This window comes from Ancylobacter sp., from assembly GCF_965279025.1.
Taxonomy (GTDB): Bacteria; Pseudomonadota; Alphaproteobacteria; order Rhizobiales; family Xanthobacteraceae; genus Ancylobacter.
In genome coordinates this window covers 2,928,730-2,941,620 of the sequence record NZ_OZ257132.1, presented here as the reverse complement: position 1 = coordinate 2,941,620, position 12,891 = coordinate 2,928,730, and the positions used below count along the sequence as shown (strand labels likewise).

General features: G+C 69.9%; 11 protein-coding genes. 6 read left to right on the top strand and 5 right to left on the bottom strand.

Annotation, left to right across the window (positions count from 1 at the left end; all coding sequences use genetic code 11):
- Positions 1-299: 299 nt before the first annotated feature.
- Together ACQY76_RS13480 and ACQY76_RS13475 are read right to left on the bottom strand one after the other, a co-directional pair.
- Positions 300-1,856 carry a serine hydrolase gene (locus tag ACQY76_RS13480; protein ID WP_428029245.1) on the bottom strand — a complete coding sequence of 519 codons (1,557 nt, stop codon included), beginning with the start codon at positions 1,854-1,856 and terminating at the stop codon, positions 300-302.
- 1,128 nt (positions 1,857-2,984) lie between these two features.
- On the bottom strand, positions 2,985-3,554 hold the full coding sequence (locus ACQY76_RS13475) for an NADPH-dependent FMN reductase (protein ID WP_428029244.1): 570 nt from the start codon (positions 3,552-3,554) through the stop codon (positions 2,985-2,987).
- 233 nt (positions 3,555-3,787) lie between these two features.
- Here ACQY76_RS13475 and dcd point away from each other — a divergent pair, with 233 nt between their 5' ends.
- The gene (gene dcd, locus ACQY76_RS13470) at positions 3,788-4,348 is read left to right on the top strand and encodes a dCTP deaminase (protein ID WP_428029243.1); all 561 of its coding nucleotides are present in this window, start codon (positions 3,788-3,790) and stop codon (positions 4,346-4,348) included.
- An 85-nt stretch (positions 4,349-4,433) separates the two neighbouring features.
- Here dcd and ACQY76_RS13465 read toward each other — a convergent pair whose 3' ends face one another.
- Entirely contained in the window at positions 4,434-4,811 is a 378-nt protein-coding gene (locus ACQY76_RS13465) for a DUF6481 family protein (RefSeq protein ID WP_428029242.1), read from the bottom strand.
- Positions 4,812-4,923: 112 nt separating this feature from the next.
- Here ACQY76_RS13465 and ACQY76_RS13460 point away from each other — a divergent pair, with 112 nt between their 5' ends.
- Complete coding sequence (locus tag ACQY76_RS13460) at positions 4,924-5,823, top strand: DMT family transporter (RefSeq protein ID WP_428029241.1); 900 nt, start codon at positions 4,924-4,926, stop codon at positions 5,821-5,823.
- A 221-nt stretch (positions 5,824-6,044) separates the two neighbouring features.
- Here ACQY76_RS13460 and ACQY76_RS13455 read toward each other — a convergent pair whose 3' ends face one another.
- Entirely contained in the window at positions 6,045-6,806 is a 762-nt protein-coding gene (locus ACQY76_RS13455; protein WP_428029240.1) for an FCD domain-containing protein, read from the bottom strand.
- Positions 6,807-7,029: 223 nt separating this feature from the next.
- On the opposite strand from ACQY76_RS13455, the gene ACQY76_RS13450 reads away from it, so the two are divergent.
- Positions 7,030-8,169, top strand: coding sequence for an alpha-hydroxy acid oxidase (locus ACQY76_RS13450; protein ID WP_428029239.1), 1,140 nt, complete (start codon positions 7,030-7,032; stop codon positions 8,167-8,169).
- 244 nt (positions 8,170-8,413) lie between these two features.
- Here the strand turns inward: ACQY76_RS13450 and ACQY76_RS13445 are convergent, their stop codons facing one another.
- Positions 8,414-8,917: a YcgN family cysteine cluster protein gene (locus ACQY76_RS13445; protein ID WP_428029238.1), complete on the bottom strand. Its 504-nt coding sequence runs from the start codon at positions 8,915-8,917 to the stop codon at positions 8,414-8,416.
- A 173-nt stretch (positions 8,918-9,090) separates the two neighbouring features.
- Between ACQY76_RS13445 and ACQY76_RS13440 the strand changes: the two genes are divergently transcribed.
- The 3 genes from ACQY76_RS13440 (at position 9,091) to ACQY76_RS13430 (ending at position 12,568) form a co-directional block, all read left to right on the top strand.
- The gene (locus ACQY76_RS13440) at positions 9,091-11,313 is read left to right on the top strand and encodes a transglycosylase domain-containing protein (protein WP_428029237.1); all 2,223 of its coding nucleotides are present in this window, start codon (positions 9,091-9,093) and stop codon (positions 11,311-11,313) included.
- A 72-nt stretch (positions 11,314-11,385) separates the two neighbouring features.
- A complete protein-coding gene (locus tag ACQY76_RS13435) occupies positions 11,386-11,976 on the top strand; it encodes a DUF1214 domain-containing protein (RefSeq protein ID WP_428029236.1) in 591 nt (196 codons plus the stop codon).
- A gap of 46 nt (positions 11,977-12,022) precedes the next feature.
- Positions 12,023-12,568 carry a DUF1254 domain-containing protein gene (locus ACQY76_RS13430; protein WP_428029235.1) on the top strand — a complete coding sequence of 182 codons (546 nt, stop codon included), beginning with the start codon at positions 12,023-12,025 and terminating at the stop codon, positions 12,566-12,568.
- Positions 12,569-12,891: the final 323 nt, after the last annotated feature.

Below are 12,891 nucleotides of genomic sequence, written 5' to 3'. Positions count from 1 at the left end.
CTCTCCCGCCGGCACCACGACCCACCGCGCGACGTCCTGCCCGGCCCTTAGCCGGGTCCACGACGTCCCTGTCGCACGGCCTCGAAGGCGTGGATGGCCGGGCCCATCCCGGCCATGACGGCGTATCGGATGGACCGGCGCGGCGTTGAATTCGACCTCATGCCCGGCACGGGCCGGGGATCCACGATTTCTTCGTGCACCGCCCAAGGCATAAGAAGCCGGCCGAAGCACGCCTCGCAGCGAAGCGGAATGCACCGCGACAGGTGCCGCCATCGGCGTCGCGCTGACCCTCCCTCCCCTCACTCCCGTTCCAGCCGCCCCAGGCCGCTCGGCCCGAAATCCTCCAGCGTCAGCGCCCCGGCCACCCCCTCGGCGCCGAGCGTGAAGCTCGCCGCCGAGGGCACGTCGGGCGTTTCGGGGGTGGGGTAATACAGAAAGATGTCGCGGTTGAAGTGGGTCAGCGGGAAGCGCGCCTTCCCCTCCGGGCCCAGCCGCAGCTCCAGCCCGGCGCCCACGCTCGCCACCTCGGCGACGCCGACATAGTCATTGGCGTAGCGCCCCTCATAAGCCGCCAACGGCGCGGCCGGCAGCGCGTCGGCGCGCGGGGCGAAGCGGGCGCGGGCGGCCTCCATCGCCGGGGCGAACATCCCGGCATAGGCGGCGTTCCACGGGCCCATCCAATCCTTCTCCGGCGTGCCGTCAAAGGCGAGGTCGAAGAACTGGGCCGCCAGCCCTTCCGGCACGCCGGTGGGGAAGGCGTTGGTCAGCACGACGATGCCAAGCTCGGCCTCGGGGTACAGCGTCACCAGCGTGCGGGCGCCGACGCTGAAGGCGCCGGCATGGCCCCAGCTCACGCCATGGCGTCCGAATTCGACCACCCAGCCCAGCCCGTAGAAGGAGGGCGCGCCCGTCACCGGGTTGGCGCCGCGCGTCATCAAGGGCTGGTGCGTCGCCTCGAGCGCGGCCTCGGGAATCAGCCGGCGGCCGTCGAACATGCCGTTCGCCAGTTCCAGCCGCATCCATTGCGCGAGGTCGCGCACCGTGGAAGAGACGCCGCCGGCCGGGGCCTGCGCGTCCGGTTGGCGCGCCAGCGTCGCCGCCCAGTGGCCGGGCCCGCCAATGTGCAGCGCGGCGCGGTTCTCATGGGTGATGAAATCGGCATGGCGCGAGGAGGTGGAGGCCATGCCCAGCGGCGCATAGAGCTTTTCCTGCGCCACCTCCTCCCAGCTCTTGCCGGTGGGGGCGGCGGCGGCCACCGCCCCGGCGGTGAGGCCGAAATTGGAATAGGAATAGCCCGCCCGGAAGCTGGACGAAGGCGGCACCAAGCGCAGCCGGTGCAGGATCGCCTCGCGCTCGAAGCCCAGCGCCTCCAGCTCGTTGCCGGCCTCGCCCGGCAGGCCGGAACGGTGGGCGAACAGGTCGCGCACGCTCACCTGCTGGCTGGGATAGGCCCCCATCAGCTGGAAGGACGGGTCGAGGCTCGCCACCGTGCTGTCCCAGTCCAGCACCTTTTCCCCCACCAGCGCCGCCACCACCGTGGCGGAAATCGGCTTGGAGAAGGAGGCGAGCTGGAACACCGTGTCGGCGTCCACCACGCCGGGCTTGCCCGCCTCGCGCCGGCCATAGCCCTTGAGGAACACCACCTTGTCCCGGTGCACCACCACGAGGGCGAGGCCCGGCACCTGCCCCTCCGCCACCGCCCTGGCGGCCATGGCGTCAAGCTGCGGCAGCGCCGCTTCCAGCCGCGTGGGTGTCACCGCGGGCGTCGCGTCCTGCGCCACCTGCTGCGCCTGTGCGGGCCATGCGAGGGCAAGAAACAGCGCAGCACCGCACGCGGCACGAAGGCGGGACGTCATGGGGGCAACTCCTGTGAAGCACCCCAGTGTGGACGAGACACACGCCAGCGCAAACCCCGCCCGCCGCTGTCATGCCCGGGTGCGGCCCGGGCATCCATGACATCCTCTGGCATGAGCCAAAGACGTGGATGGCCGGGTCAAGCCCGGCCCTGGGCCGGGCATCCATGACCTGCCGTCGCCGGCGCGGCTCCTGGGTCCCGGATCGGCGCCGCGCAAGGCGCGGCTTGTCCGGGAAACGAACAGCACCCGTGTCCCGGACCAGCGGTCAACGTGCCGCGCCGATCCGGGACCCAGCGGAGACCCTTCGGCCGAAGCCATCCCGCATGCCAGCCAAAACATCGTCGTGCCCGCCCGCACACCGTCATGCCCGGCCTTGAGCCGGGCATCCACGACTTCCTCTGGCACGAGCCAAGGACGTGGATGGCCGGGCCAAGCCCGGCCATGACGTGGTGAGGGGGCGACCGCGCGCCGTGCAGGGCCGAGCGCAACAGCCACCCCTCCGCTTCCCGGACCAGCGGCACCGCCTAACGCCCGCCCGGCCGCCTGCCCGACGTAGCGCCGTCGCCGGCGCGGCCCCTGGGTCCCGGATCGGCGCCGCGCGAGGCGCGGCTTGTCCGGGAAACGAACAGCACCCGTGTCCCGGACCAGCGGCACAACGTGCCGCGCCGATCCGGGACCCAGGGAAGGCTCTTCGGCCAAAGCTGTCCCCCGCGCCGCGCCAAAACATCGTCGTGCCCGCCCGCACACCGTCATGCCCGGCCTTGAGCCGGGCATCCATGACATCCTCTGGCATGAGCCAAGGACGTGGATGGCCAGGCCAGGCCCGACCTTGGGCCGGGCATCCATGACCTACCGTCGGCGGCGCGGCCCCTGGGTCCCGGATCGGCGCCGCGCAAGGCGCGGCTTGTCCGGGAAACGAGGTAATGACGGGATGGCCGGGCATCCATGACCTACCGTCGCCGGCGCGGCTCCTGGGTCCCGGATCGGCGCCGCGCGAGGCGCGGCTTGTCCGGGAAACGAACAGCACCGGCGTCCCGGACCAGCGGCACAACGTGCCGCGCCGATCCGGGACCCAGGGGAGGCTCTTCGGCCGAAACCCGGCCCCGCCCTGCGGGCCGGGCGCGTGCCTCAGCCCTTGGCGGGCGCGGCCAGAAGGTGGATTTCCTTGACCAGCGCGTCGACGCCGCCGGTGAGGAACTTCACGGTCTTTTCGTCGGTGAAGGCGCCGTCCTTCACCTTGTCGCCGACATTGGGAATGGCGAGGTGGGGATAGGCCACCACGCGGGCGCCCGCCGCGCTCAGCGATTCGCGCAGCTGCGCCTGGGCGCGGATGCCGCCGGTGGAGCCGGGCGAGGAGGTCAGCACCAGCACCGGCTTGCCGAGCAGCGAACCCTTGGCATAGGGGCGCGAGCCCCAGTCCACCGCGTTCTTCATCGCGCCCGAGGGCCCGTAATTATATTCCGGCGAGGCGAAGATCACCCCGTCCGCCGCCGCGATGGCCGCGCGCAGCGCCGCGGCGCCGGCCGGCTGGGTCGCGCCGTCCTCGTCCTGGTTGTAGAGCGGCACGTCGTTCAGCGTCAGCACGGTGAGATCCGCCGTCGGCGCCAAAGCGGCCTTCAGCGCCTCCAGCACGGCGGTGGAATAGGCGCCGGAGCGCAGGCTGCCGGAAATGCCGAGAAGTTTCGGGCGGTCGGTCATGGTCGGGGAACTCCACAAGGGGCCGAAGGGGGGCCAAACGGCGTCGGCGCCAGAGTGTGGCGGCACGGCGCGCGGCTCAACCCCCTTTCACCGCAACGCCGCAAGAAAGCTCTTGCACCGCACGGGAATTTTTAGGGCCGGCGGCGCCAATCGCCGCGCCGGCATGGCGTTTGCGCGGCGGAGGACCCATGTTACCCCTCCCGCAACTGCGCCGATCCGCGAGAGCCCTGCCCGTGATCCTGACAGACCGCGACATCCTCGACGCCATCGCCAATGGCTCGGTCCTCATCGAGCCGCCGCCGCCCGAAACCTTCTACGCGCCGAACGGCGTCGATCTGCGCCTCGACGCCCGCCTGACCCTCTACCGCGCGCCCGCCGAAGGCGAGGACCCGGTGATCGATCCCGCCGGGCCGGGCTATACCTTCCGCGAGGCGATCACCCGCATGGCCGGCGACATCGACATCGGCACGGAGGGCTTCGTGCTCGATCCCGGCCGGCTGGTGCTGGGCTGGACGCTGGAGCGGGTGGACCTGCGCCCGGGAGCGCGGCTGGCGGCGCGGGTGGAGGGCAAGAGCTCGCTCGCCCGCATCGGCCTCATCGTCCACCTCACCGCACCGACCATCCATGCGGGCTCGACCGGGCAGATCCAGCTCGAGATCATCAATCTGGGGCCGCGCCCCATTCGCCTGCGGGCGGGAATGAAGGTGTGCCAGCTCATCCTGGAGCAGACGCTGGGCGTGCCGCAGCGCGGCTATGGCGGGCAGTTCGCCGGCCAGCGCGCGGCGGGGCAATAGCCGCGCCCGACCAAGCCGGGAAGGCCTGATCGGCGGAAGGTGCGAATCGGCGGAAGAACGCGCCGCGCGCGGGCGGCGCGGGGCGTCAGCGGCCGGCGCGCTGCTTGCGGGCGGCGTAGCGCTCGTCGCGGCGGGCCTTGGCCTCGGCCTCGGCAGCGGCGGCCTGCTGAATGGCGGCGGCCTTGGCGGCGACTTCGGCTTCGGCAGCGGCGATGGCTTCGGCGGCGGCGGCCTCGGCGGCGGCGATCGCCGCGGCGGCCTCGGCCTCCTTGCGGGCGATCTTGGCCGCCTGCTTGGCCTCGTTGGCGATCTGGCGCGCCTCGGCGGCGGCCTTGCGCTCGGCGGCCTTGGCGATCATCGCCGGGTCGTCCGGGCCGGGACGGGCGGCGAGCTTCTCCAGCAAGCGGGCCTTGGCTTCGGCGGCGGTCTTCTGGCGGTCTTGAAAGGTGTCGGTTATTTTCATGGCGCTTCCCTTATCCCATTTCCGGACGGATTGACAGCCGCCCGCGACCATCTAGTTTCCGCCCGCGATCCGGCCGCCCGAGCCGCCTCGCGCGACTCGCGGTGTGCGGTTCATGACTCCCAGAGATATTGCCTCCTACGTCTTCCTGGCGCTCGTCTGGGGCATGTCCTTCGTGGTGATGGACAACAACATCCGCGCCTTTGGCTGGGCCGGCGCGGTGGCCTTCCGTTCCTTCATCGCGGCGGGAACGCTGCTGCTGGTCGCCCGCGCCATCGGCCGGCGGCTGGATTTCTCCTTCGGCATCTTTCCGCTCTTCGTGCTGGGCGCCACCACGGTGGCGCTGCAGCTGGGGCTGCTGTGCTATGGGCTGCCGCATATCGGCACCGCCATGTCGGCGATTCTGGTCGCCACCATCCCGCTCTTCACCATGCTCATCGCCGCGCTCTGGCGGGTCGAGCCGATCCGCCTCGGTGGCCTGGCCGGCATCGTCCTCGGCGCCGCCGGCATCGTGCTGCTGGTCGGCTTTCCCGCCCGGCCGGTGACGCCGCAATTCCTGATCGGCTGCGCCGCTACACTGGGCTCCACCCTGTCGGCGGCCTTCGGCAGCGTCTATGCCGGCCGGCGCCTCGCCGGGGCGGGGACGTGGGAAATCACCATCGGCGCCTTCCTGTTCGGCGGGCTTCTCAGCCTGCCGCTGCTCGCCTTCGTGCCGGTGCCCGGTCCGCCGGCGCCGCTGGATATCGGCACGCTGCTGATCGCCGGCGTGGTCATGAGCGCCATCACCTATGTGATCTTCTACCGGCTGATCGCCTCCATCGGCCCTACCCGCGCCATCAGCGTCGAATTCGGCGTCACCGCCGTCGCCGTCACCATCGGCACGCTGCTGCTGGACGAGCCGCTCTCGCTGCCGCAGGTCGCCGGCGGCGTGGTCATCGGCGTCGGCTGCGCGCTGGTGCTCGGCGTCATCCGCCTCGGCCGCACGCAGGCGGTGGTCGAACATCCGGGGGCGTGACTCCCGCCCGCCTTTGGCTGTGCAACGCCACGCGGTGGAACGTCATCCCCGGGCCCGGCCCGGGGATCCACGACTTCCCCTTCGGCGCGGCCGCAAAGTCGTGGATGGCCGGGACACGCCCGGCCATGACGGCCCTCATCTTCACCCGGCGCGTGAAAATCGTCGCTGATCGCCCACCTCCCCGGATCAGGTCCGGGGTTGAGGGACGGAGGTTGCCCCCCTCACCCCGACAGCAGCGTCGAGCGGTTGAGGCGGCGGACGGCGAGATCGACGCGGGCCGCGTCGCGGCGGGTGCGGGCCACCGTCTCGCCGGTGAATTTCAGGTGCGCGTAGATCGCCTCCTCCGCCGCATCAGGGTCGGCCGCCACCACCGCCTCGCCGATCGCCTTGTGCTGGCTCAGCAGCGCGTCGCGGAATTCGGCCTGCGCGAACAGGCTGGTGCGGTTGAAGAAGATGTCCCGTCGCAGCATCTCGGAAAACGCCCGCATCACATGCAGGATGACCAGGTTGTGCGAGGCGGCATAGATCAGCCGGTGCAGCACGATGTCGGCTTCCGCCTCGCGGTCGGGGTCGCGCGCCTCATGGGCGGCCTGCATCTCGGCGAGGCACTCGCGGATCGCCTGCCGCTCCGGCGCGGTGGCGCGCACCGCCGCCAGCCCCGCCGCCGTGCGCTCCACCGCCGCGCGGTACTCGAAATAATCCGCCGTCACCTGCTCGTTGGATTGCAGCAGCCCGGCCAGCGGGTCGGTCAGGCCGGAGAGGAACTCGGTCACGCGGGTGCCGTCGCGGCTGGTGGCCAGCAGGCCGCGCTGTTCCAGCAGCGCCAGCGCGTCGCGCAGCGAGGGCCGCGAGACGTCGAGCCGCTCGGCGAGATCGCGCTCGCTGGCCAGCCTTTCCCCCGGGCGCAGCACGCCCTCCAGGATCAGCCGCTCGATATGCTCGGCGATCGCTTCCGCCAGCTTCGGTGTGCGCAAGCGTTCCACGTCCCTCACTCCGCGTTCTTTTTGCCTGATCGTTGCGGCGGAGATTACATCGGGACCATCGGCCGCGCATCCGCAGCCATTGACTTCGATGGTCATTAAATTTTACCAGATGCGACCCTGCGGGTGCCCGCCGCGATGCATCGGCACCGCCTACCACCATTGACGTCAGCCGGCGGAGGCGTATCAGCCTGCCCCGGATCAAGAGCCGGGGAGGAAGCCGCCAATGGCCGCCGTGACCAATATTCAGGATTTGCGCGCCATCGCGAAGCGCAAGGTGCCCCGCGCCATCTTCCACTATGCCGACCGTGGCTCCTATGACGAGACGACGCTGCACGCCAACAAGGCGGACCTCGCCGCCATCGGCCTGCGCCAGCGGGTGATGATCGACGTCTCCGACCGGTCCACCGCCACCACGATGATCGGCGAGAAAGTCGCCCTGCCGCTGGCCATCGCCCCCACGGGGTTGACCGGCCTGTTTCACGGCGACGGCGAAATCCACGGCTGCCGCGCCGCCCATGCCGCCGGCATTCCCTTCACGCTCTCCACCATGTCGATCTGCTCGATCGAGGACGTCGCGGGCGCCGTCGACAAGCCGTTCTGGTTCCAGCTCTATGTGATGCGCGACCGCAAATTCTCGGAATCGCTGGTGGAGCGCGCCAAGGCCGCCAAATGCTCGGCCCTGGTGCTGACGCTGGATCTGCAGATCCAGGGCCAGCGGCACAACGACATCAAGAACGGCCTCGCCGTGCCGCCCAGGCTCACCCTCGCCAATGCGCTCGACATCGCCACCAAGCCGCGCTGGGCGGCGAGCGTGCTGATGGGCAAGCGCCATTCCTTCGGCAACCTCGCCGACCGGGTGCCGGGGGCCGACAGCCTCACCACGCTCTCGCACTGGATCGCCGGCCAGTTCGACCCCTCCCTGTCGTGGAAGGATGTCGAATGGGTGCGCTCCATCTGGCCCGGCAAGCTCATCCTCAAGGGCATTATCGACGTCGAGGACGCGAAGATCGCGGCCGAGACGGGGGCGGATGCCATCGTCGTCTCCAACCATGGCGGCCGCCAGCTCGACGGCGCGGTATCCTCGATCAAGGCGCTGCCGCGCATCGTCGACGCCATTGGCGGCGGCAGCAGCGAGATCTGGTTCGATGGCGGGGTGCAGTCGGGTCAGGACATCCTCAAGGCGGTCGCCCTGGGCGCGAAGGGCTGCATGATGGGCAAGGCCTTCCTCTGGTCCCTCGCCGCCGGCGGCCAGGCCGGCGTGGCGCAGGCCATCGAGATCATCCGCAAGGAACTCGACGTCTCCATGGCGCTCACCGGCACGCGCGACATCAACGCCGTCGACCGGAGCGTGCTGGAGTTGTGAGGGCGGGGGGCGGCGGGGGACCCGTCTCCCGGCGCTGCGGAGCATCGGCCCCCGTGTCCCGGCCCAGCGCAGCCGCAGGGCGAAGCGCCGCGCCGGGACCCAGGATAAACCCCGCCGCAGGCGTCCAAGCCCTTCGAGGCGCGGACCCGGACATCGCGCCTTCCCGGGGCCTTCGCGGTGATGCTGATGAGCGCGCCGCTGCTGCGCTGAGAGCGGCGCGGCGCCGGGCTATCGCGGCGTCGCCCTACTTCGGCGTCTTGCGCACGGCGCCGCGCGGCAGGCGCAGCGGCCAGCGCACGAGGTGGTCGATATAGTCCGCCGGCGGCAACTCGTCCTCCAGCGCCGCCACCTTGCCGCGCACCGAGACGCCCGCCGCGTGGACGCTCTCGCGGTCGCCGGAGACGAGATGGTGCCACCAGTAGAGATCGCGCCCCTCCTCCACCAGCCGGTAGCCGCAGGAGGGCGGCAGCCAGTCGAGCGCCCGCACCGTCTCCGGCGTCAACCGCACGCAATCGGGAACCTGCGCCTGCCGGTCGGGATAGTTGCGGCAGCGGCAGCCGAAATCGTCGAGCAGCTTGCAGCCGATGTCGGTATAGGCGATCGCCTCGGTGTCCTCGTCCTGCAGCTTGACGAGGCAGCAGCGCCCGCAGCCGTCGCACAGGCTTTCCCACTCGGCGGGGTCCATTTCCTCCAGCGTCTTAATGCGCCAGAACGGCGCCGCTGCGGGGGCGGTCGAAGGGTCGTGCATCGCTCTGGAGCTTCCGGCTGGCCATCAGGTGCGGTCCGCGCTTCACGAACCGGCAATCACTCCTTAGATAGCGTCGCATCCTCGCGCTGGCGAGCCTTGTTCCCGCCCTCGTCGCGCGGCACCTGCTGGTTTATAAGAGCAATCGCGGCGTCCGGCGCCGCCGGAGCATGGGCTTGAACGACACGCCACATATCGATTCGTCGCCGGAGGGACCGCCGGACAGGCCGACGCCGTCGCGCTTCCGCCGGCGGCTGCGCCATGTCCTGCTCGCTGTCGATTCGTGGATCGACAGCACGATCTATTCCGGCAGCGTCAGCCTGCGCTCGACCTGGGACGGCTTCGTCGCCTTCACCGAGCGCTTCAACGTGCAGGGCCCCGCCCGCCGCGCCATCTCCCTCGCGTCGGAGGGCATGACCTGGGGCGCCGTCGGCGCCGTGCTGATGCTGGCGCTGGCCGTGCCGGCGTTCCAGGAGACGTCGGACGACTGGCTGAAGCGCGCCGAGCTGTCCGTCACCTTCCTCGACCGCTATGGCAACACCATCGGCGAGCGCGGCATCCGCCACAACGACACGGTGCCGCTGGAGGAATTTCCCGATCACCTGATCAAGGCCGTGCTGGCGACCGAAGACCGGCGCTTCTACGAGCATTTCGGCATCGACATTCCCGGCACCTTCCGCGCCGTGCTGTCCAATGCGCGGGCCGGCGGCGTGGTGCAGGGCGGCTCCTCGCTCACCCAGCAGCTCGCCAAGAACCTGTTCCTGTCGAATGAGCGCACGCTGGAGCGCAAGATCAAGGAAGCCTTCCTGGCGCTGTGGCTGGAGTTCCATCTCACCAAGAACCAGATCCTCAAGCTCTATCTCGACCGCGCCTATATGGGCGGCGGCGCCTTCGGCGTGGACGCGGCGGCGCAGTATTATTTCGGCAAATCCGCACGCGACGTGAACCTGTCGGAGGCGGCGATGCTGGCGGGCCTGTTCAAGGCGCCGTCGAAATTCGCCCCCCACATCAATCTCCCGGCGGCGCGCGGGCGCGCCAGCGTGGTGCTCGACAATCTCGTCGACGCCGGCTTCATGACCGAGGGGCAGGTGTTCGGCGCACGCCGCAACCCGGCGACGCCGGTCGACCGCAAGCAGGACGACCTGCCGGAATATTATCTCGACTACGCCTTCGACCAGGTGAAGCGCATCGTCGACACCCTGCCGAAGAACTATGCCGAGCGCTCCTTCATCGTGCGCACCGCGCTCGATCCCAACATCCAGAAGGCCGCCGATACCGCCATTCGCGACAGCCTGCGCCAGTTCGGCAAGGATTACGGCGCCAAGCAGTCGGCCATGGTGGTGATGGAGCCGAACGGTTCGGTGCGCGCCATGGTCGGCGGGCGCGATTATGGCGAGAGCCAATTCAACCGTGCCACCGACGCGCTGCGCCAGCCCGGCTCCTCGTTCAAGCCGTTCGTCTACACCGCGGCGCTGATGACCGGGAAATACAAGCCCAGCACCATCGTGGTGGACGGCCCCATCTGCATCGGCAATTGGTGCCCGCAGAATTACGGCCGCTCCTATGCCGGCTCGATCACCCTGATCAACGCCCTCACCCGCTCGCTGAACACGGTGGCGGTGAAGCTGGCCGAGAATATCGGCCGCGGGCGCATCGTCGACCTCGCCCACGCCATGGGCCTGAAGACCGAGCTCAAGATCACCCGCGCCCTCCCCCTCGGCGCCGCCGAGGTGACGGTGGTGGACATGGCCACCGCCTATTCGGTGTTCGCCAATGGCGGCTATTCGGTCGACGCGCACGCCGTGATCGAGATGCGCACGCCCAATGGGGAACCGGTCTGGAGCTTCGGGCAGAACGGGCCGAAGGCGAAGGAGATCATCCCGGCGAACATCATCGGCATGATCAATCCGATGCTCAACAGCGTGGTGGAGAACGGCACCGGCCGGCGCGCCATGATTCCCGGCACCAAAGTGTCCGGCAAGACAGGCACCACCAATGCCTATCGCGACGCCTGGTTCGTCGGATTTACCGGCAATTACGTCGGCGCCATCTGGTTCGGCAATGATGATTACCAGTCGACGCGCAAGATGACCGGTGGCTCCCTGCCGGCCATGACGTGGCAGAAGGTCATGGCCTTCGCCCATCAGGGCATCGAGCTCAAGCCGACGCCCGGCCTCGGCAACCAGCCGGCGCCGGTGCTCGACGGTGCGGCGGCGCAGGCGTCCGCCCTCAATATCGAAGGCGTACAGCGCCCCGTCACGCTCTCGCCCGCTTCGGCGGAGCGGTTGATGGGGCTGTCCGTGCGACTGCGCGAGGCTGCCGAGGAGCCCACCCGCCGGCCAACGGCCGCTGTCGCCCCCGCCGGGCCTTCCGGCAGCAGCCTCGTGGGAAGCAACTGACCCGCCCCGATTGACCTCGTCCCCGCAAGCGCCCATCCATGAGGCGCCCGCTCCACCGGATAGCTTCTGCCCGTGCGCTCCCTGTTGTTCCTCCTGACACTTGCCATCGGCGCTGCCGTCGGCCTGGGCCTCACCTGGATCACCATGGTGAACGGGTATGGGCCAGGGCTGGTGCGGTCCGGCCCATGGGAAACCTGGCCAAGGGCCGGCACCGAGACGGCGGACCCCTATGCGCGCGCCGCCTTCGCGCGCGCCGGCGAGCTGCCTTTGGAACTGGCCGACGGCATCGCCTTCGTCGCCAAGACCGATTCCAGCGGCAAGGCACTGGATGGGCGCTGCGACATCCGCGTGTCGGGCAGCCTGCCGCAGGCCCGCTTCTGGACCTTGACCGTCACCGACCACGAGGGCCGGCTGATCGACAACGCCGCCGACCGCAGCAGTTTCACCAGCACGGAAGTGGTGTGGAACCGCGACAGCACGCTCGACGTCGCCCTCGGCCCCCGCGCCCACGCCGGCAACTGGCTGCCCACAGGCGCACGCGACCGCATCGTGCTGACGTTCCGTCTCTACGACACCTCGGTCGGCCTCGCGAACCGCACCAGCGACGCGCCCGAAATGCCCGGGGTCACCACCGAGCATTGCCCCTGGGAGAGCGGCTCATGATCGCTTTCCCGCCCGTGCCCCGCCCCCGCTGCCGGAGGGCCTGCCGATGAGCCGCATCATCCTCACCGTCCTCGCCGGCGTGGTGCTCGGCCTCATCGTCCATCTCGCCGCCGTGCTGGTGATGCCCTATCTGGCCGAACAGGACGCCTATGCGCGCCTTGCGGCAGTTGCCGGGCCGAATGAGGTCTCACCGATCGACGACCCCTCCGCGCTGGGCGCCGTTCTGCCGGCCTCCGACCCGGCCTTCATCTCGGCCGTGTGCCTGTACGATCTCGCCGCCGGCCCGCTGAAAGTGCGGGTGCCGACCACCGAGGACTACACCTCCGTGTCGTTCTACACCCGCTACGGCCTGCCCTTTTACGCCATCAACGACCGCTCCGCCGGCCGCTCCATCATCGAACTCGATCTGATGAACGCACGGCAGCGCGCCGCCCTGCCGGAGGATGACGAAGTCACGGCGGCCGACCGGCTCATCGTGGATTCGCCGAGCGACGAGGGCATCGTGATTATCCGGGCACTGGTGCGCGAACGCAGCGCGCGCGACGACGTGCGCGTGCGCATGCAGATGGCCAATTGCGCACCCGCCTCGTGACAGGCCAACGCCGGGGACGCCCGGTTTCAATGGCGTTCCGTCTCGCCCCCTGCCGACGCCTTCGGCACGACGACCGGCCGAACCAGCTGCACGACGGGGAGAATGATGATCTTAGCCGGGCCTTCGGCTGGCGGCCGCAGGGAGTCGGGTTGGGGACGGCGCTTCGGAAACGGCACTAATGCGCCCATCGCGCCCTCGCATTTCCAGCCCATCGGACACCACCCAGTACGGGGCACCTATGGTTAACGGCTTTCTAACGTTCGAGCCGTAGTTTTGTTTCGTGCTCCCCGCCGGGAGCGCGCGTTGCCAATCGCGAGCAGTTC